This window comes from Acinetobacter sp. LipI_19 (assembly GCF_058242925.1).
Window position 1 is genome coordinate 3,405,052 of record NZ_JBZAYK010000001.1, and the last position, 19,554, is coordinate 3,424,605.

Sequence of the window (19,554 nt, forward strand, 5' to 3'; positions counted from 1 at the left end):
ATTAAGCTTCTACCCATTTCCCATCTTGGTAGACCAAAGACCATTTGGTTTGTTTACCTTCTGGGGTCTCTGAACCAATATATTGCGCTTGGTTTTTACGGCTAAACTTAACCAATGTTGGATTACCATCTGGATCTTGATCAGGTGCTTGCAAGATAAACTGATACTTAGGATCAAGTTGATCTGCAACTGAACGTAACTCCGCAACCTTCGGTGCACGTGTTTCGCGTACTTTAGGGAATTTGCTTGCAGCCAAGAATAACCCCGCTGCTCCATCACGTAGAACAAAGTAATCATCATGTTTGACTGAACGTAAATGTTCCATTTTGATTGGGTCGACACGAGGTGGCGCTGGCTGACCATTTTTCAGAACTTTACGGGTATTGTCACAACTCATACAAGCGAAATATGGACCAAAACGACCTGTTTTTAACTGCATCTCGCCATCACATTTATCACATGGAATGGTTGGACCATCATAACCCTTGATTTTGAACTCGCCTTCTTCCAGCTCGTAACCATCACAATCCGGGTTATTACCACAAATATGTAACTTGCGACCACCATCAATCACATAGCTGTCCATTGCCGTACCACATATTGGACAACGTTTTTTCGACATTAAGTCAGCAGTTTCAGCACTGTCATCATCAGAAAGTATAGCCAACGACTCAACTGGTGTTAAATTCAACGTCCCTTTACAGCGTTCTTTTGGTGGCAAGTTGTAGCCAGAACAACCAAGGAAGACACCCGTTGTACCAGTACGAATCTGCATCGGACGTTCACATTCTTTACAGTGAACAGCTTCAACTTCTACAGGTTGATTACGGCGCATACCGTTTTCACCCTGTGCTGTAGTTAAACGCTTTTTAAAATCACCGTAGAAACTATCTAACAGCTCTTTCCAATTACGTTCACCATCTGCAACTTTATCCAATTGACCTTCCAAATCTGCAGTAAATGCATAATTCATCAGGTTATTAAAATTCTCGTCTAGACGATCGGTAACAATTTCTCCCATCTTCTCTGCAAAAAGACGCCGATTGTCGAGTTTGACATAGCCACGATCTTGAATCGTAGAAATAATCGCAGCATAGGTAGATGGACGACCAATACCACGTTTTTCTAATTCTTTAACTAAAGATGCTTCAGTAAAACGTGCAGGGGGTTTAGTGAAATGTTGAGAAGGATCAAGTTTCTCAAGTTTTAGAATTTCACCCACTTTGACTGCTGGTAATAAAACATCATCATCAGACTTGTTCTGACCACGCACTTTGGTAAAACCATCAAAAACTAAAGTACGACCTTTGGCCTTGAGTTCTACACCATTGGCATCAACCAAAATCGTTGAGGATAAATACTCTGCTGGAGTCATTTGACATGCAACAAATTGACGCCAGATCAAATCATATAAACGTTGTGCATCACGCTCAACACCCGCCAAACTATCGCCTTTTAAGGCAACATTGGAAGGACGAATCGCTTCATGGGCTTCTTGCGCATTGGCTTTATTCCCATAACGATTTGCTTTAGCAGGTAAGTACTTTGCACCAAATTCAGTTTCAATATGATTACGCACCATACTGACAGCATCATCACTCAAGAATGTTGAGTCAGTACGCATATAAGTAATAAAACCAGCTTCATATAAGCGCTGTGCCAGCATCATGGTTTTCTTCACTGAGAAACCTAAGCGAGTACTAGCAGCTTGTTGCAAAGTTGACGTTATATAAGGCGCACTTGGATTGACCTTAGTTGGCTTATCTTCGCGTGTTGCAACTTTATATTCAGCATTTTTTAAAATTTTCAATAAAGCATCAGTTTGCGCTTTATTTTGTAATTTTAATGTTTTGCCAGCTTGCTTGACTGCTTCTAAACGAATTTCATCTTTTGCAGATTGGGTATCTGCAAAAACTTGCCAGTATTCTTCAGGAATAAAGGCACGAATCTCACGTTCACGCTCGACCACCAATTTTACCGCAACCGACTGTACACGCCCTGCAGAGAGGCCACGCGCAATCTTTTCCCACAGTAATGGTGAAACCATAAAGCCAACCACGCGGTCGAGAAAGCGACGAGCCTGTTGCGCATTCACACGGTTTAAATCTAGTCGTGTAGGTTGCTTAAATGCTTCTTGAATGGCATTTTTGGTAATCTCGTTAAAGACTACACGATGGTAACGGCTATCATCACCACCAATCACTTCTCTTAAATGCCAAGCAATCGCTTCCCCTTCTCTATCCAAATCCGTTGCGAGATAGATTTCATCTGCATCTTTGGCCAGTTTTTTCAGTTCAGCGACGACATGTTCTTTGCCTGGAAGCACTTCATATTTAGCTTTCCAGCCATGCTCAGGATCAACCCCCATACGATTGACTAAAGCGGATTGTGCCTTTTCAGCCTTCTGTTCATCCGTCAATTTGGTACGTGTTGCTGGTTTTTTTTCTGTCGATTTACTTGAACCACCTGTAGGCAAGTCACGAACATGACCTACCGAAGACTTCACAATGTAATTTGAGCCTAAATATTTATTAATCGTTTTCGCTTTTGCAGGCGACTCCACAATCACTAGTGCACGTTTTTTCCCAGCATCAGGAGAATTTGCTGTTGTGCTTTTGGATGTGGACCGAGGAGCGTTCGCCATAATAAACCACTGTTCCTATTATTAAGTTAAATTTCAGCCAATGTAAGTAAATATGCCTTCATATCATCAAGCTGTGTTGCTCTGAGGTCAGATTCTTCATCCCAATAAAGCCCTACACAGTTGGCCTGCATATCAATAGCATAAATCCCTTTTAATGCAATGGGAAAATCTTTAAATTTCTCATCACCGAGGACCACTTGAAGCTTTTGCTCTGCTACACGGGCGCGCATCAAAGCTAAGCGTGCATCTGGAATAAGTACACTATAATAAGCCACCATACTCGCACGAGACTCTGTTGCCATTGGGATTTTCGTCCACTCTGGTGCAGCCACTAAACGTGGGTGTAAGCCCATCTTACGTGCTTTCTCTCGCATTAAACCTAATGCTTTTTCTCTAGGGCTTACGCGTAAGCCAAAAATCGAGCCCAATACAAAAACAATAATAACGAGCGCAACCCAAAGACCAGTGTGTTCCATAGTTCACCTTTTAATTCCTATATTAGAGTTGCATAAGCTGAATATAAAACGCAAGTTTAAAATTAAAATTACCTGCAATTACTCATTTTGAGGTCAGTTTAATCTCTTATTTTTCATTCATATTTTTTTCATAAAACTCCATCCAGATTCCCAATGACTGAATAGAGTTTTCCAACGTTTGTCCCAATTCGGTGATTTGATATTCCACTCTAGGTGGTACTTCTGGGTAAATCTGCTTTGTTATAAGTTGGTATCGCTCAAGCAATTTTAAATGTTTCGATAGCTCTTTTTGGGGAATAGGCGCTAAAGCCTTTTGTAATTGGCTAAACCGAACAGGATGTTTTGCTTCAATAAGATGATAGACAATCGGCAACACCCATTTTCCTGAAAATAATGCAACAAATCGCATAATCGAACAATTTTGCTCATATTGCAGTGTCATTATTTTTCACCTTACATAAAGCTACATTTTATAGTATATGAGTTTAGTCTATTTCAAACCAAACAACGACTAAGTCACCAATTGGTAAGTACTTACTTTCGCAAATAAATTTCCACAATATAAGAGTCTTTAGACAATTTAGTGAACAATATGCGATTAAAGAATAAAACGGTTTTAATTACAGGTGCAACCAGTGGAATCGGTTTTGTAGCCGCACAACGAGCAATAGAAGAAGGTGCTTTTGTTGTATTTACAGGCAGAAATCAAGACCAAATTTTGCAAACACAAAATCAACTCGGTACGCAAAGCTTGGGCATCTCATGTGATCATTCCAATTTAGCATCTCAAGATAATTTCACTCAAAAAATACAAGAATTATCAATTAAATTCGATGTAATTTATATCAATGCTGGTAATGTCACACATGAGGCATTTGGTCAATGGACAACTGAACAATTCGATGTGATTTTCAACACCAATGTAAAAGGCCCATTTTTTCTTATTCAAAATTTGCTTTCAATGATCAATCCCCATGCCTCAGTCATTTTATGTGGTTCGACCAGTATTCATATTGCCTTAGAGAAAAGTAGCGTTTACGCCGCATCTAAAATCGCTTTACGCTCTTTAGCCAAAACATTATCTAGAGAGCTTTTAGCGCATCAAATACGTTTTAACTTACTCTCCCCAGGACCAACTTTAACACCAGCCCTTAACAAAGTCGCCAATACCCCCGCTGAGACCGAACAACTTAAAGTCAGTATTGAAAATCTGGTACCAATTAAAAGATTGGCAGATCCTATAGAAATCGCCAATGCCTTTATTTATCTTGCTTCAGATGAAGCTAAATTTATAGTGGGTAGCGAACTATTAATAGATGGAGGTGTCGCAAATTTATAAGAACGTACAGACTTATCAAAACAGGATCTATAACTCAATAAAAAAGCGTTTAACATTAAATCTAATCGCTTTTTTGTTTTGCTCTGATAACTTCAAGTTTGGTCTAATTTAAGTACATTTCATGACTATAAACAACTTCATGACCATTCCAGTAAATATAGCCTTTTTCAATCAACTCTTTAAGCAATAAACGAATATCTGACTTTGGAAACATTTGTTCCAATAAATCTCGTAACGCATAAATATCTTTAGGTTTATCTGTTTTTAGATCATTCAATTTATGGATGACTTCGATTTGTACAGGATCTATTTTTTCAAAGTTTTTAAATAAAACATTGTGTACCAAACTCACCGAATCTTGCTGATCAACTTCTTGTAAAACTCGATCCGAGTCCGCACATAATTTTTCTAAAAATTGATCAATTTTTTCAATTTTAATATTAGCTTGTGCTACGGATTCTGTCTCAGTTAGGTTTACTAAAACAGGAGATTCAATATCAAGAGCTGTCCATTGCTTCAACACTTTTTTACGGTAAGCAACTTGATCATCAAAGCGTTTGACAATTTTCAAATTGATTAACATTCCAACAAGATGTTGAGCTTTTTCTGGAACAATTTGCAAAATATTAACAATAGAATTTTTCAATTTCTCAATCGTATTTGGTTTGCCAGTCATTTCTCCCAAAGCATCACAATACTTCTTCACCATGATTAAATATGGCTTATTTTTAATCGCTTGTAGACTTGGTATTGAGTATTTGTTGCGTTGACGCTCTAGCGTCGACTGAACTTGAATAAAACTGCAATCAAGATCAGCACTACGCATTAGATCTAACAATAAGCGACAGCTTGGCACTGCAGAAATTACGTCAATCTTAATTTCAGGTTCTAATAATGCCAATAGTTGTCCCACCACAACTGCATATTCATATTCTTTTTCAGATGCATTCGGTACCTCTAAAATCACCACCTGGCCACTGCTCACCCAGCCTGAAAACTCAGTTAAGTCTTCTAGAGAGTACTGAAATTGCCCTGTGCAATTGAAAAGATAGAGTGTCGGGTAATGTTCAATAATCTCCCTCAGGATATTGGCTGTAGGCATATTATTTTCAAGATCGAGAAGAACAGCTTTATTCGGCATGGTCAAAAATTTTGCGACTGAACAGTGCCAAGCATTACAACTAGCTTTCAACAAAAGGTCAAATAAAATTGGAAATTTAATCCTAAACTCCCAATTCCACCTGATTTAAATTTATAAGTTTTAAATTTTAAAGATAAATATCATTGGATTGTTGCAATCACTTGATCTGCATAACAGGTTGAACCTACCTCTTTAAGCAATTGAATTAGACCATCTTGATGAGCCAAAACTTGAACTTCCATTTTCATGGCTTCCATAATTGCCACAACTTGCCCTGCACTCACTTGCTCTCCGGTTTGGACTTTCCATGCAATGATGACCCCGTTAATAGGCGCTTGTAAGTGCTCAGGTTGAAGCGCTAACTCTGGTGTTTGCGTCTGTTGTAGATCAGCCTGAACTGCACCTTGAGCAAACATCCCTGCAGGTAACCCTAGACGATGTAATTTTCCATCTATTTCAATATAACTCAAAATCATAGGCTGTTGATGCTGAGGAATCGCACGTCGAGTTGATTTTAAGTCTTGTTTAAAGTCATTTTCAATCCAACGCGTATGTACTTTAAATTCGTCGATAAAATCAGGCTCATTCAGCACGGCTCGATGAAAATCTAAAACTGAAGCCACACCCTCAATTTTAAACTGCTTTAAAGCACGTTTTGCGCGGCGTATTGCGATTTCACGCGTTTCCCCCGTCACAATCAGCTTTGCCATTAAAGAATCGAAATGGCTGGAAACCAGAGAGCCTGTGCGCACGCCAGTATCGACACGCACACCATGACCAAAAGGTGCTTCAAATAAACTTAGTGTACCAAATGCTGGAATAAAACCACGGCTAGGGTCTTCTGCATTGATACGAAACTCAATGGCATGACCTTGTGCTTTAGGGGTTTCTTTGATCGATAACTCTTCGCCCAAAGCCACCTGAATTTGCTCAACCACCAAATCAACGCGCGCTGTTTCCTCCGTCACAGGATGTTCAACTTGCAACCGCGTATTGACTTCTAAAAATGATAGCGTCCCGTTTTGACTCAATAAATACTCGACTGTCCCTGCTCCAACATAATGAGCAGCCTGACAAATATTTTTTGCTGAAGTTAAAATCTCTTGGTAAATCTTGTCACTGATAAATGGTGCTGGAGATTCCTCAACTAATTTTTGATTACGACGCTGTAAAGAACAATCGCGTGTGCCTAAAACCACAACATTTCCATGTAAATCAGCAATAACTTGCGCTTCAACATGACGTGGATTATCTAAGTATTGCTCAACAAAACATTCACCTCGACCAAATGCAGCTTGTGCTTCACGTACAGCAGAGTCATAAAGTTCTTTCACTTCTTCAAGTTTCCAAACCACTTTTAAGCCACGTCCACCACCACCAAAGGCTGCTTTAATTGCAATTGGCAATCCATATTGTTTTGCAAAAGCTAAAGCCTCATCTGCATTGTTCAAAGGGTCTTGTGTGCCTTGTACCAATGGAGCACCTACTGAAGCAGCGATTTTACGTGCTTCAATTTTGTCACCCAACTTGGTAATTGCTTCAGGAGATGGACCCACCCACTTCAATCCTGCGTCAATCACGGCTTGTGCAAACTCAGCCCGTTCTGACAAAAAACCATAACCCGGATGCACCATCGTGGCTTTTGATTTTTTAGCAATATCAATAATGGCATCAATATTTAAATAGGTTTCTTTTGCAGTTGCCCCAACCAAACCCCACGCTTCATCTGCAAGTTCGACATGCAAACTGCCAATATCGTCATCTGCATACATCGCCACTGAAGCAATGTCCATATCCCGACAAGCATGGATAATACGCACAGCAATTTCACCACGATTGGCAATCAATAATTTTTCATTTACATATTTTTGCTGGTTCATCTTAGTTCTCGATATCTACAAATTCGGCGATTTTTCTAAATTTGATATGGCAATCCGCAGGTATTTGTGCCACCAAATCCCAATGATGCTTGGCAACCGAAGCAATCACAGGATAACCACCTGTTAATGGGTGATCATTCATAAACAATACAGGTTGACCATTGGGTGGAATCTGCAAAGCACCAATACATGTGCCTTCGCTTTCCAATTCATGGTGAATCTTACGTGTTAAGGGTGCTTTCCCAGATAAACGTAATCCCACTCGATTACTTTCATGAGTCACTAACCATGCTTGATTGCACAGTTTTTCAATACTGCTTTGCTCAAACCAATCCGTTCGAGGTCCCATCACAATATCAAGTTCAATCGTATCGCCAAGGGACGGGAGATTGGATTTTGGCACTTCGTTGATGCTGATATTGGATGGGACAACTTGACCTTGGTAAATGACATCACCCGTTTTTAAAGGGGCTGGACCAAGAATGGCTAAACTGTCAAAAGAACAGCTATTTAAAATGGGTTGAATATCCAAACCACCACGAACCGCAAGGTAATTGCGTAACCCTGCACTCGGCGTTTGAATTTGAAATTCATCTCCCTCATCCAGTGCAATCGCTTGATAACTGTCAAAATCTACTTTTTGACCATCTGCAAATTTCACATGGATATTGGAAATTGCACCTGCCACGCTAATGACAGCTGAATTTTGCATGACTGCTTTTAAACCACCATTGAGTACCTCAATCACAGGCGTATCCGTTGGATTCCCCACGATTCGATTGGCACAATGCATCGAAACCACATCCATCGCACCTGCTGTCCCCACACCGATATTGCTGTGCTGAAAACGGCCTTCATCTTGAATCGAAACTTGCAAGCCAGATGCCGTGATTTTAAATAAGGGGTGTTTTAAAGTTAAATCTTGTCGTGGCGTGATTTGCTTGGGCACATCCACAGATACAGGCCGATGAGTTATATCCTCAAAATGCACCCGCATTCCTGGTCGTAAAAGCGCAGGATTTTGACGCTCCAAATCCCACATTTTTTCTGACGTTGTTCCAATCAATTGCCAACCACCTGGACTATCTTTTGGGTAGATACCCGAGTATTGCCCAGCAAGTCCAAGTGAACCTGATGGAATTTTTTTACGCGGTGTCTTTAGACGAGGAACGTCTGTAAAGGGCAGATCAAGGCTACTCATATAAGCAAAACCTGGAGCAAAGCCAATAAAGGCAACGTCCCAAGTACTTTGATGATGTTTTAATATCAGATCGGCTATAGAGAGGCCTTGCAGTTCCGCCACTTGTACTAAATCTTCGCCATCGTAACGAATCGGAATAATCACTTCCTGCGTATTGCGATCAAAACCTGAATCAAGGTTTAACGTACCAATCAAAACACTCAAGGTTTTAAAGTCAGTCTTGATTTCGTTAAAACAAATTAAAATTGTTTTTGCAGCAGGAATTAAATCTTTGATTCCATTCAAGTGTAAATTTTGCAATTTACTGTATAACGCCAAAGTTTCTTCTAAACTAGAAAGCTCAATCAAGAAACTGTCGGAATTTACCGATAAAAATCGCATTTACTGATCCTTTCTTGTCTTAACGCATCCACGCACGATCAGGTATGTCTGTAATCAACATATGTCCTGGTGCATGGCTAATGGCAAATGGGATTTTCGAGTTCATGATTGCCGCTTGAGGCGTTACACCACATGCCCAAAATACTGGAATTTCACCCTGTTCAATACGTGAGGCATCACCAAAATCTGGCTGATTGATGTCGCGTATTCCTAAACTTTCAGGATGACCAATATGTACGGGAGCACCATGAACACTCGGCATACGCGCCGTAATTTTTACCGCCTCAGCTATTTGATGGGCAGGAATGGGCCGCATAGAAACCACCATATTCCCTGAAATACGTCCAGCAGAAAGGCATTCGATATTACTCAAATACATCGGTACATTGGTCTTGTCATGGATATGACGCACTTCAATCCCTGCGTCTTGTAAAGCTGTTTCAAAGGAGAAACTACAGCCAATTAAAAAGGTCACTAAATCAGGATGCGCGTTATAAAGCTCACTCGCATCAGTGAGCTCATCAACCATTTCACCGTCTTTCCAAACACGATATCGTGGAAAATCAGTGCGAATGTCTGTGTCAGCAGCCAATCGAGAGTGGTATACGCCTTCTTCCAAAACATCTAACACAGGGCAACTTTGTGGGTTACGCTGGGCATACAACAAGAAATCATATGCCCAGTCTTTGGGTACAGAAATCATATTCACTTGTGTCATTCCAGCAGCCATTCCTGCTGTGGGTTGATCAAAACCCGCACGAATTTGTTGTCGCGCATCCAATGCAGCTTTTAGTTGAACTGGATCGACTTTAATCTCTTTAAACATGTGTCTTGTCCTTATTGTTTTATGCACAAAATGAACGAACTTGAATGTCGTTTTTTAACAGCTCAGCTTTAATCGCTGCGGACATTTCTAATGCGCCAGCAGTATCACCATGTAAACAAATCGTATCGGCTTGAATTGGGGTAAAGATGCCATCAATTGACTCAACCCCGCCATTTTTTAACATCGCAACCACACGTTTTGCCACAAACTCTGCATCATGCAAAACAGCACCCTCCAAACGGCGTGAAACCAGTGAACCATCACGGTTATAAGCACGATCAGCAAAGGCTTCTGAAACCACTTTTAGACCTGCCTGACGTGCTTGTGCAACCAAATTTGACCCAGCCAAAGCAACCAGTACCAATGCTGGGTTATACATTTTAATGGCTTCAATCACGGCTTCGGCTTGTACGGGATCTTTGGCTACGGTGTTATACAATGCCCCATGCGGCTTGACATATTGCACTTTGGAGCCAGCAACTTTTGCCAAACCATCAAGTGCCGAAATTTGATAGAGCACATCTGCAATCAGCTCGTCTTGAGACAGATCCATATTACGGCGACCAAAACCAACCAAATCTGGGTAGGAAACATGCGCACCAATCGTGACATCTAATCGCACTGCTTGTTGAAGCGTTTTCAATATTCCCAATGGGTCACCTGCATGGAAGCCACAGGCAATATTAGCACTACTGACAACAGGTAAAATTTGCTCATCATTGCCCATTTTCCATGAGCCAAAACTTTCACCCAAGTCACTATTTAAATCGACATACATTGTGATCATTCCTTTTCAATTGAGTGTGAAGTTGATTAAAGCTTGGTGAGGTAATTAAATACCGTCGTGAATGACATATAACCCATCCACCATGTGAGTAAGCAGGTTAATACACCCAAAACCAGCAACCATTTTGGATAATTATAATTGCCCATCATGTCTTTACGACATGCCGCAACATAGACAAAAATCGTTAAACCAATTGGTAATACCAAACCATTAAAACCACCCACAAAGATCAATAAGCCCGCTGGTGTTGCACCTAGAATCACGTAAAGCAACAGGGCTAAAGAGATAAAGCTAATCGTGAGGTAATTGGTATGTTTGGTGGTTAAGTTCTTTTTAAATGCGGACATAAACGAAACAGAGGTATAAGCTGCACCAATTGTGCTACTGATTCCCGCTGCCCAAAAAATCAAGCCAAACAGTTTAAAACCAAATGTACCCGCAGCATATTGGAATGCTTGCGCAGCTGGATTGGCATCGTGACTTGCTAAATCGATATTTGCGCCGCTGACCACAACCCCTAAGAATGCCAAGAACAATACATAACGCATGATCCCGACCACCACAATACCTTTGGTTGCGGCTCTGGCAACTTCATCAATATTTTCTGGTCCTACAGCACCTTTGTCCAATAAGCGATGCGCGCCTGCGTAGCAAATATAACCGCCCACTGTACCGCCAACAATGGTTGTAATGATGGCGAAATCAATTTGATCAGGTGCAAAAGTTTGTTGAACGGCTTGCCCCACAGGTGGCATGACAATAAATGCAACGATCACGATCAAAACAATTTTGAGTAAACCCAAAATAATCATGCTCTTGTCCATCGCCAGTGTGGCTTTTCTGGAGGCAAAAATCAGAATTGCCAAAGCACCGCTCAGCACGCCGCCGACCTTGGTATCCAACCCAAAGAGTGCATTTAAGCCCAGTGCAGCACCTGCAATGTTACCGATACTAAAGAAAAACCCACCTAAAATAACCAGAAATGCGAGTAAGTAACCACTCCCCGGTAAAGCTTTATTGGCAATATCAGAAGCGCGCATTTGCGTTAAGGTAACTACACGCCAAATGTTTTGCTGAACAACGTAATCAATAATGATCGAAACTAGGATTGCAAAGCCAAATGCAGCACCTAATTTCACTGTGAATACAGCGGTTTGGGTTAGAAAACCTGGCCCCATCGCCGATGTTGCCATCATAAATATAGATGCAACAATTGCCCATTGGCGGTCAGATAAAAAAGAAGATTTCAATAAAGACATGTAGGCGTTCCTCATCCATTTGAGCTTAATCAACGCTATTTCAAGTGAAACAAAGAACATCTATTTTTCTAAAATATGAAATTCTTTAATCCTTTAAACTTTTAAGATTTTTTGGTTATGCTGAACCAAATCTGTATTTCAAATAAAAGCATAGGCGAAGGTGAGTCACAATAAGACTTTATCCAAAATTTATTAAACGTAAGATATTGAATTCATATATTTTTATTATTTTTAAAATCATTTAATAATGAATATTTATCACTTTCTATAAGTTCTCATTATCAATATTTCATATTTTTGCAATTTTTAAATCAAAACCAAAGCCGAATAAAATGCCGTTTTATTCTTCACTATCTAATTTTATTATTCAGCTTTTTCATGGCATTTTCCGAAGTTAAAACCGCTAAATCGGTCAACTTTTCTTTTAATGCGGTGTTATTGCCTTGTGTATAGATTGCGGTAAAGTGGAATGTCTTTAATTGGATTGGCGTATCCAAAATTTCCAATCGCCCATCTAAAATTTCTTTGATTGCCGTTAGTTTAGGTACCACTGCAATCCCTAAACCTTGTTCAGCTAAACGTAATAATGTGACCAATGAATAACTTGTAATGGATAGAGGTTCATCTATCTTTTGTTCTTTCATTTTGGCTTTAAGCTCTTTATAAGGATAGGTAATTCTTGGATAGGTTAAAATGGTATGCGACATCAATGCCCGCAATGACATCTGCCCGATTCCACCTTTAAATGAAGGTGATGCCAGAAAGCTTAATTCAAAATCACACAATGAACGTTCTATACATTCAAAAGGCAAAGTTGGCCCCAGTAAAAACGCCATATCCAAATCACCGGTGCGTACACCTTCTTGTAAATCTGGAGTTAAATTCACCACGATTTCAATGGAAACTTTTGGAAACTCTTGCTGGACTTGCTCCATATATTCCACTAGCCAAGTATGGACAATCGTTTCGGAAACCCCTAAACGAATCGTTCCTGTTAAATACTGACTTTCTGTGAGTTCAGCCACTAAGTCTGTTTCCAGTCGCATAAACTTTTCAGCATATTTAAATAAGGTCATGCCTTTATGCGTGGCTTTGATTTGACGAGAACGGCGATCAAGCACTTTAAAACCGAGATCATTCTCAATCGCAGTAATTTTTTGAGAAATTGCAGGCTGAGTCGTTTGAAGCTTTGTTGCGGCTTTATTAAAACTGTTTAAGGTCACCACCCAATAAAATGCTTCGAGGTTTTTTAAGTTCATAATCCATCTTAACCCACAAATTTAGCGCTTGCGTTATGCAAATCCTTTGCCAATACCACTGCTATGTGTGAATTTACTCTTGATTCAGCACACCTCAGCCACTCATATTTTACTTTCGTTAGATCAATAATGCGGAGGTCGATTGGTCATTGGGTCAAATGCTGCAATACCTTCTGACAAATCAGCAGATTCTATACGTTGGTAAATTAACTGCATTTGTTTTTTTAAATCAGCGATTTCCAAGCTTTGTTGTGCTACTTGATCATTTAATTGTTCGACTAAATCATCTAAAAATGCAATTCGGACTTGCAAATCTTCTATGGGTGCGGAAAATGACGCCTGATCATCAATATTTTTATGTTTAGTCATTTTTAGTCCTCAGTGTGGGATGTTTAGGAAACCGTATGGCCTATATTACTATAAGGGATGTCCAACTTGCGTTTGGTGGACCTGCCCTGCTCGATGGCGCAAACTTCAATTTAGAACGAGGCGAACGAGTCTGTCTGATTGGTCGTAACGGTGAAGGTAAGTCTACTTTACTCAAACTGATTGAGGGAAGTTTATTGCCTGATCAAGGTGAAATTGCATTACAAAATGGTATTACAATTTCTATGCTTGCTCAGGATGTACCGATGGATTCGGGCAAAGTTGCAGATATTGTTGCCGAAGGTGCAGGAGAAGCCGCGCTCGTCCTAAAAGAATACCACGAAGCCAGCGATGCTTGTGTATTAGGTGATATGGAAGCTTGTGATCGTATGGGCAACCTACAACATAAGCTGGATTTGCTCGATGGTTGGGCATTAGAAACCAAAGTAAATTCTATCTTGAGCAAAATGGGCTTAGATCCTGAAGCGGATTTAGCTGATTTATCAGGAGGGCGTAAACGCCGTGTACTTTTAGCACGTGCATTGTTGACGCAACCTGACGTTTTATTACTTGACGAACCAACCAACCATTTGGATGTAGAAAGTATTGAATGGTTAGAGAAATTCTTACTTGATCAAAACAATCTGACCCTGTTATTTATTTCCCATGACCGTGCTTTTGTTGACAGTATTGCGACTCGTATTGTGGAATTGGATCGTGGTATTTTACGTAGTTATGAAGGTAACTACTCACGCTACCTCGACTTAAAAGCACAACAAATGGAAGCTGAAGAAAAGCAGAATGCGCTTTTTGATAAACGCTTGGCTGAAGAAGAGACTTGGATTCGTCAAGGCATCAAAGCACGTCGTACCCGTAACGAAGGTCGTGTACGTGCATTAAAAGATTTACGTGAACAATCTAAAGCACGTCGCTCACAACAAGGTAAAGTGAGCATGGCAACTCAAGAGGCAAATCGTTCAGGTAAATTGGTGTTCGATATTGAACACTTAAGTGTGGCTTTTGGTGATAATGCACCAATTATTAAAGATTTCTCTGCATTAGTACTACGTGGCGACCGTATTGGTTTAGTGGGTGACAATGGTGTAGGTAAGACCACCTTGATCAAAGCAATTTTAGGTGCACTTGAACATGGTGGTTCGGTAAAAACAGGTACACAACTTGAAGTGGCTTATTTTGACCAATTACGTAATGCGCTAGATCTTGAAAAATCAGTAATGGCCAACGTGTCTGAAGGCTCAGACTTTGTCGATGTTAATGGTGGTCGCCGTCATATCTACAGCTATTTACAAGACTTTTTATTCTCGCCTGAGCGCGCACGTACTCCTGTCAAAGCACTTTCAGGTGGTGAGCGTAATCGTATCCTTTTGGCGAAGTTATTGCTTAAACCGTCTAATCTTATCGTAATGGATGAGCCAACCAACGACTTAGACATGGTGACTTTAGAATTACTTGAAGAAATGTTGAGTGATTATAAAGGGACTTTGTTATTGATCTCTCATGACCGTGCATTTATGGACAATGTTGTGACATCAACTTGGGTATTTGATGGTAAAGGCAATATCGATGAATACATTGGTGGCTATCAAGACTATCTAGAACAACGTCCAGATCAGCGTGTTGTCGATCAGAAAAGTGATGTAAAAAAGGCCATTGCTAAAGCGGAAGCTGCTGCGACGCCTGCTGAACCAGCTGTTAAAAAAGTGAAGTTGAGTTATAAAGATCAACGTGCTTTAGAACAGTTACCCGCAGAAATTGAAGCTTTAGAAAAAGAACAAACTGAACTAACTGCAAAACTTGCAGATGGTTCTTGGTTTGTGACTGATGCAGATGCAGCCACCAAAGCGTCGCAACGACTTGGCGAGATTGATGAACTGCTGCTTGAAAAAATGGAGCGTTGGGATGCATTAGAAGAAATGACCAAAGGTTAATTCTTATAAAATCTTTCAATAAAAAACTCCGCAAATATGCGGAGTTTTTATTGAGCCTGCCGACATTGAAACCAACAACATTGATCAATCATCTTATAGATATACAACACATATTTTCAGCTTTATGTATTAACCAGATTTAAGGACATTGGAACATAACGTAACCCATGATTTTCAATGGTTTCATCTTTCACCACAAAGCCAAATCGTTCATAAACAGGTTGTGCATTACAGCTTGAATTTACCGTAAATACTGAAACACCAGACTTTTTCACCTCCTGCAAAATAAAGTCCCACATTGTTCGGCCAATTCCCTGAGCTTGCTTCTCTTTCGATATAAAGAAATGAACCAAATGGGCCGGATTCTTATACGCAATAACACCGATCATCTGCTGATGATCGCTATAAACAAAATAGTGAATTTCAGGATTCTCAAGCATTTTTTCAATCATACTTGCGGAAAACAGTTGTCGCCCACTGTCATTAATTGCAAACTCATCAATAAAAGGCGCAATCAATTGAGTAATTGCAATTAAGTCCTTAATGGTTGCTCTTCTGATTGTCTTATTCATGTGAGGGGCATTCCAATAGTGGAGTAGCAGTAAAAGATCAAAATGCTCAATTTAAGTCTGTAATCAGAATTTCGTTATCTAAATAATACTTGAAATGATATATAACAAACTCCTTCATTTTTAAAAATAAACGCACTTATTTAAATGGCTTAGTTCAAGTTAAAATGACGGCAATACTTTACTAATTAAAATTAAATAAAACTTAAAAAATCAAAGCACTTACCATTCCCCACTCATCTTACCAATGATCATTTCATTTATACTGAATTTCGCTACAAGCACTTCATGATGTTTCCATACAAATCCACCAAGATATGATTATCGAATCTAGTTCAGATCTCGAATTATTTAGTGAGAATATGATCATGAAAAAAGTTACATCATTACTTGTTGCAGCATTCACCACAGCAATTTTCGCAGGTTCTGCAATGGCAGCAACTCCAGCACAGCATTCGACTCAAGCGGTTAAAACCCATCAAATGCAAAAACAACATAAAGCTGGCCATAGCCAAAAACACCATGCCGCTGCACAAAAATCAGCAACAGCAAAAAAAGTAGAGGGTAAAGCAGCAACCAAATAATCCACTTTAAAACGTTGTTTTAAAACTGTCGCTTTATAAAATTATGATCCTCATGCTTAAAAGCTACACCAACAGTGTAGCTTTTAAATTTTTAGCGAATGCTCTGGATCGCTTCAAATCCATTCAGCTACTTTAAACCAAACTTCTCAGCAGGCTTGATTAACCATAAGGATAATTTTCTTAATAAAACATCAAAAAATTGCTGTTGTAACATCCAGCAAGTCAATACAGATAAACCAATACAAATCCCAATTTCCACAAAAATATGAAAATCCAGTTGCCAATAACGTGCAATCAACATCACCACAAAACCATGTAGCAAATACACCGCCAAAGTGTTTTTCCCAAGTTGCACACAGCCAATATTCAATAATTTTGTCCATGCAAACATCGCGAAAATGCCCAAACTCGACATCAATAGACAGCCTATTCTGATCCACGTACCATCCCACATACTTACCTTAAGCTGCTGATAACTTAAACTGCCATATAACCAAAATGGGTTGATTTGGGTGAAATATACCAAGCTTGCAATGCCCATCACGATAAATCCAGCTAAAACTTGAGTGAATTTAAATTGCTGAATTTTCTCGACAATGGTTTTGCCATAAAGCGCACCCACAATAAAAAATGGAAAGAAGCTAAAAATTCTTCCGATAGAGTATTGGTAATTGTTCCAAGGGCTTAAACCGATACATAAAGCAAGAATCAGTGCAATCGGCAGTGCAAATTTTGTTTTTATCAAAAAATGGGTAAGCGTTGTCCATACCATCATGCCCAACAGATACCATAAGATCCAATAAGCTCGTTCAAAAAAATTCCAACTAAGTTGAAATTTACCTGACCAGATGGCATCAAATGCAGGAAATAGAATTTGAAAGGGCAAATAGAGCGAGACAAAAAATAAAATATTCTTAAACCACTTACTGTCTTTAAACAACATGCCCGAAATAAAGATAAAAGCAGGCATATGTACAAAATAAATCGTACCTAATAAGACATGATCAAGCGGATCTTTCCAACCGATCATGCGTTCTAGAAAATGCCCGAGCACCACAAGAAATATCAGTGTTGCCTTACAACTGTCTAAGTAGGTATTTCTCATCGCAAGGTTGTCTAGAATAATCAGTGAATAACTGTAATTATATACCTAAAACATGTACGTGCTTTTGGTCAATCTCAGCAAGATGCTGGCGATAGATTTTAAAATTTTCCAAATCAAAACACACGAAACTGACTTCCTCTAAATTGGTCGTCTGGGTTAAAAACTTAGTCACGCTGTTTATGGCAATAAATGCTGCCTCTGATTTGGGAAAACGATACATGCCTGTTGAAATATTCGGAAATGCCAGTGTTTTTAGCTGATATTGCTCAGCGAGTCTTAAACTGTTCAGATAGGCTTTTGCAAGAAGTTCATTTTCAGCATGCTGTCCATCTTGCCAAGTGGGGCCCACGGTATGAATCACATAATTACAGGGCAACAACCCCGCTGTGGTAATCACTGCTTCACCAATTGCACACCCCCCCTGTCTGGCCCGAATCTTTTGACAATCCTCCAAAACAGCTACCCCACCTTTACGATGAATCGCACCATCCACACCACCACCGCCAAGTAACGAGCTATTGGCAGCATTCACAATTGCATCCACCTTTTGAACTGTAATATCACCTTGAATTAACCGAATTATTTTCACGTCATGCTTCCTTGCTTATCCTCAATGAGAGTGAATGACATCTTGAATTTTCTTCTTTAAACCGCTTCATGCTACACTCCTTTCAGTTTTAACTGCCCCAAAATTTACAAAACTGCTATGAGTAAAAAGCATCAATACGAGCCTGGAAAATTTTATTGGGCATTTTTACATCCGAAATATTGGGGAATCTGGATTGCGATTGTATTTTTGATGATGCTCGCAATTATGCCTTGGGCAATTCAGTATCGCTTAGCAACACTGTTGGGCAATATTGCCTTTGACCGACTGAAATCGCGTCGTGAAACAACAACGCGTAATTTAGAAGTCTGCTTTCCAGAATGGTCGCCTGAACAAGTCATCGACAATTCAAGACAAGTCTTTGTTGATCAAATGGTCGGGGTCTTTGAAACCTTAAATGCATGGTACTCACCACAATGGTTTAAAAACCGTGTCAGTATTCAAGGTCTAGAGCATATCCGACAAGCCAAACAAAATGGTCAAGGCATACTGTTACTCGGCACTCATAGCACCATGCTTGATGCTGGTGGTTATTTATGTGCACAATTTTTTGAACCCGATGTCGTGTATCGCCCACAGAATAATCCTTTACTCGATATGCTGATTTATCGTTGTCGTGCAACGATTTATAAAGCGCAGATTGATCATGATGATATGCGTGGATTGATTCGCCATCTGAAAGAAGGTGATGCGATTTGGTATAGTCCAGATCAGGATTTTGGATTAAAACAAGGGGTGATGGCACCCTTTTTTGGTACGCCCGCTGCAACGGTAACGGCACATCGACGTTTATTGAAAATATCAAAAGCTGTCGCGATCCCACTGTATTTCTATCGTGATGGTGATATAAAAGATCCAAAATACCATGTACTTATTGAACCTGCTGTTGATCCATTACCCAGTGAAGATGAAATGGATGATGCGATTCGTGTCAATAAAATCATTGAAAATCAACTACGGATCGCGCCGACACAATATATGTGGTTTCATCGTCGCTTTAAAACACGTCCCAAAGGCTATGAGAAAATTTATTAATTTTGAAAGCTTTCGTTTTTAACAATCAGGAGATATAAAAATATCTCCTTTTTTATTTTGGTCATCTAGCGTTTAAATACCATCGTTCATGGCGAACTGCGTCTAGTTACATATGCCCACTTTCTTGATTAAACAATGCGAATTAA

At 39.7% G+C, this 19,554-nt stretch carries 17 protein-coding genes and 1 pseudogene; 4 read left to right on the plus strand and 14 right to left on the minus strand.

The genetic code is table 11. From position 1 onward, the window contains the following. Position 1: 1 nt before the first annotated feature. From topA to AC4CVF_RS16375, 3 genes are all read right to left on the minus strand, one after another. On the minus strand, positions 2 to 2,644 hold the full coding sequence (gene topA / locus AC4CVF_RS16365) for a type I DNA topoisomerase (RefSeq protein WP_419327063.1): 2,643 nt from the start codon (positions 2,642 to 2,644) through the stop codon (positions 2 to 4). A gap of 26 nt (positions 2,645 to 2,670) precedes the next feature. Beyond that, on the minus strand, positions 2,671 to 3,120 hold the full coding sequence (locus AC4CVF_RS16370; protein ID WP_419819653.1) for an ammonium transporter: 450 nt from the start codon (positions 3,118 to 3,120) through the stop codon (positions 2,671 to 2,673). Between the two features lie 106 nt (positions 3,121 to 3,226). Beyond that, positions 3,227 to 3,562, minus strand: coding sequence for a winged helix-turn-helix transcriptional regulator (locus AC4CVF_RS16375; RefSeq protein ID WP_336952173.1), 336 nt, complete (start codon positions 3,560 to 3,562; stop codon positions 3,227 to 3,229). A gap of 150 nt (positions 3,563 to 3,712) precedes the next feature. Here AC4CVF_RS16375 and AC4CVF_RS16380 point away from each other — a divergent pair, with 150 nt between their 5' ends. Further along, positions 3,713 to 4,459: an SDR family oxidoreductase gene (locus AC4CVF_RS16380; protein ID WP_419819654.1), complete on the plus strand. Its 747-nt coding sequence runs from the start codon at positions 3,713 to 3,715 to the stop codon at positions 4,457 to 4,459. A 103-nt stretch (positions 4,460 to 4,562) separates the two neighbouring features. Here the strand turns inward: AC4CVF_RS16380 and AC4CVF_RS16385 are convergent, their stop codons facing one another. The 8 genes and pseudogenes from AC4CVF_RS16385 to AC4CVF_RS16420 form a co-directional block, all read right to left on the minus strand. Further along, a complete protein-coding gene (locus tag AC4CVF_RS16385) occupies positions 4,563 to 5,600 on the minus strand; it encodes a hypothetical protein (RefSeq protein WP_419327074.1) in 1,038 nt (345 codons plus the stop codon). 140 nt (positions 5,601 to 5,740) lie between these two features. After that, on the minus strand, positions 5,741 to 7,480 hold the full coding sequence (locus tag AC4CVF_RS16390; RefSeq protein WP_419819655.1) for an acetyl/propionyl/methylcrotonyl-CoA carboxylase subunit alpha: 1,740 nt from the start codon (positions 7,478 to 7,480) through the stop codon (positions 5,741 to 5,743). Position 7,481: 1 nt separating this feature from the next. Then, complete coding sequence (locus tag AC4CVF_RS16395; protein ID WP_336952177.1) at positions 7,482 to 9,062, minus strand: 5-oxoprolinase subunit B/C family protein; 1,581 nt, start codon at positions 9,060 to 9,062, stop codon at positions 7,482 to 7,484. A gap of 19 nt (positions 9,063 to 9,081) precedes the next feature. Further along, complete coding sequence (locus AC4CVF_RS16400; RefSeq protein WP_336952178.1) at positions 9,082 to 9,888, minus strand: putative hydro-lyase; 807 nt, start codon at positions 9,886 to 9,888, stop codon at positions 9,082 to 9,084. A 19-nt stretch (positions 9,889 to 9,907) separates the two neighbouring features. Further along, positions 9,908 to 10,666: a LamB/YcsF family protein gene (locus AC4CVF_RS16405; RefSeq protein ID WP_336952179.1), complete on the minus strand. Its 759-nt coding sequence runs from the start codon at positions 10,664 to 10,666 to the stop codon at positions 9,908 to 9,910. 35 nt (positions 10,667 to 10,701) lie between these two features. Continuing rightward, positions 10,702 to 11,953 (minus strand): annotated as a pseudogene (locus AC4CVF_RS16410) (NRAMP family divalent metal transporter). Between the two features lie 331 nt (positions 11,954 to 12,284). Then, positions 12,285 to 13,193 (minus strand): LysR family transcriptional regulator MumR, encoded by a 909-nt coding sequence (gene mumR / locus AC4CVF_RS16415; protein WP_336952181.1) that lies wholly within the window; start codon positions 13,191 to 13,193, stop codon positions 12,285 to 12,287. 123 nt (positions 13,194 to 13,316) lie between these two features. Next, a complete protein-coding gene (locus tag AC4CVF_RS16420) occupies positions 13,317 to 13,562 on the minus strand; it encodes a SlyX family protein (protein ID WP_004718047.1) in 246 nt (81 codons plus the stop codon). 35 nt (positions 13,563 to 13,597) lie between these two features. On the opposite strand from AC4CVF_RS16420, the gene AC4CVF_RS16425 reads away from it, so the two are divergent. Next, positions 13,598 to 15,508 (plus strand): ATP-binding cassette domain-containing protein, encoded by a 1,911-nt coding sequence (locus AC4CVF_RS16425; RefSeq protein ID WP_336952182.1) that lies wholly within the window; start codon positions 13,598 to 13,600, stop codon positions 15,506 to 15,508. A 122-nt stretch (positions 15,509 to 15,630) separates the two neighbouring features. Here AC4CVF_RS16425 and AC4CVF_RS16430 read toward each other — a convergent pair whose 3' ends face one another. Further along, positions 15,631 to 16,080 (minus strand): GNAT family N-acetyltransferase, encoded by a 450-nt coding sequence (locus AC4CVF_RS16430; protein WP_336952184.1) that lies wholly within the window; start codon positions 16,078 to 16,080, stop codon positions 15,631 to 15,633. Positions 16,081 to 16,445: 365 nt separating this feature from the next. Between AC4CVF_RS16430 and AC4CVF_RS16435 the strand changes: the two genes are divergently transcribed. Beyond that, positions 16,446 to 16,661 (plus strand): hypothetical protein, encoded by a 216-nt coding sequence (locus tag AC4CVF_RS16435; RefSeq protein ID WP_224964682.1) that lies wholly within the window; start codon positions 16,446 to 16,448, stop codon positions 16,659 to 16,661. 127 nt (positions 16,662 to 16,788) lie between these two features. On the opposite strand, the gene AC4CVF_RS16440 is transcribed toward AC4CVF_RS16435, so the two are convergent. Together AC4CVF_RS16440 and AC4CVF_RS16445 are read right to left on the minus strand one after the other, a co-directional pair. Then, entirely contained in the window at positions 16,789 to 17,766 is a 978-nt protein-coding gene (locus AC4CVF_RS16440) for an acyltransferase family protein (RefSeq protein WP_419327058.1), read from the minus strand. Positions 17,767 to 17,803: 37 nt separating this feature from the next. Further along, a complete protein-coding gene (locus AC4CVF_RS16445) occupies positions 17,804 to 18,355 on the minus strand; it encodes an O-acetyl-ADP-ribose deacetylase (protein ID WP_419327057.1) in 552 nt (183 codons plus the stop codon). A 117-nt stretch (positions 18,356 to 18,472) separates the two neighbouring features. Between AC4CVF_RS16445 and AC4CVF_RS16450 the strand changes: the two genes are divergently transcribed. Further along, positions 18,473 to 19,408, plus strand: a complete 936-nt coding sequence (locus tag AC4CVF_RS16450) for an LpxL/LpxP family acyltransferase (protein ID WP_483770379.1) — start codon at positions 18,473 to 18,475, stop codon at positions 19,406 to 19,408. Positions 19,409 to 19,554 lie beyond the last annotated feature (146 nt).

Excerpts from the sequence above, each read along its gene's own strand:
- topA (WP_419327063.1), bottom strand. The coding sequence starts at position 2,644 with ATGGCGAACGCTCCTCGGTCCACATCCAAAAGCACAACAGCAAATTCT.
- AC4CVF_RS16370 (WP_419819653.1), bottom strand. The coding sequence starts at position 3,120 with ATGGAACACACTGGTCTTTGGGTTGCGCTCGTTATTATTGTTTTTGTA.
- AC4CVF_RS16375 (WP_336952173.1), bottom strand. The coding sequence starts at position 3,562 with ATGACACTGCAATATGAGCAAAATTGTTCGATTATGCGATTTGTTGCA.
- AC4CVF_RS16380 (WP_419819654.1), top strand. The coding sequence starts at position 3,713 with ATGCGATTAAAGAATAAAACGGTTTTAATTACAGGTGCAACCAGTGGA.
- AC4CVF_RS16385 (WP_419327074.1), bottom strand. The coding sequence starts at position 5,600 with ATGCCGAATAAAGCTGTTCTTCTCGATCTTGAAAATAATATGCCTACA.
- AC4CVF_RS16390 (WP_419819655.1), bottom strand. The coding sequence starts at position 7,480 with ATGAACCAGCAAAAATATGTAAATGAAAAATTATTGATTGCCAATCGT.
- AC4CVF_RS16395 (WP_336952177.1), bottom strand. The coding sequence starts at position 9,062 with ATGCGATTTTTATCGGTAAATTCCGACAGTTTCTTGATTGAGCTTTCT.
- AC4CVF_RS16400 (WP_336952178.1), bottom strand. The coding sequence starts at position 9,888 with ATGTTTAAAGAGATTAAAGTCGATCCAGTTCAACTAAAAGCTGCATTG.
- AC4CVF_RS16405 (WP_336952179.1), bottom strand. The coding sequence starts at position 10,666 with ATGTATGTCGATTTAAATAGTGACTTGGGTGAAAGTTTTGGCTCATGG.
- mumR (WP_336952181.1), bottom strand. The coding sequence starts at position 13,193 with ATGAACTTAAAAAACCTCGAAGCATTTTATTGGGTGGTGACCTTAAAC.
- AC4CVF_RS16420 (WP_004718047.1), bottom strand. The coding sequence starts at position 13,562 with ATGACTAAACATAAAAATATTGATGATCAGGCGTCATTTTCCGCACCC.
- AC4CVF_RS16425 (WP_336952182.1), top strand. The coding sequence starts at position 13,598 with ATGGCCTATATTACTATAAGGGATGTCCAACTTGCGTTTGGTGGACCT.
- AC4CVF_RS16430 (WP_336952184.1), bottom strand. The coding sequence starts at position 16,080 with ATGAATAAGACAATCAGAAGAGCAACCATTAAGGACTTAATTGCAATT.
- AC4CVF_RS16435 (WP_224964682.1), top strand. The coding sequence starts at position 16,446 with ATGAAAAAAGTTACATCATTACTTGTTGCAGCATTCACCACAGCAATT.
- AC4CVF_RS16440 (WP_419327058.1), bottom strand. The coding sequence starts at position 17,766 with ATGAGAAATACCTACTTAGACAGTTGTAAGGCAACACTGATATTTCTT.
- AC4CVF_RS16450 (WP_483770379.1), top strand. The coding sequence starts at position 18,473 with ATGAGTAAAAAGCATCAATACGAGCCTGGAAAATTTTATTGGGCATTT.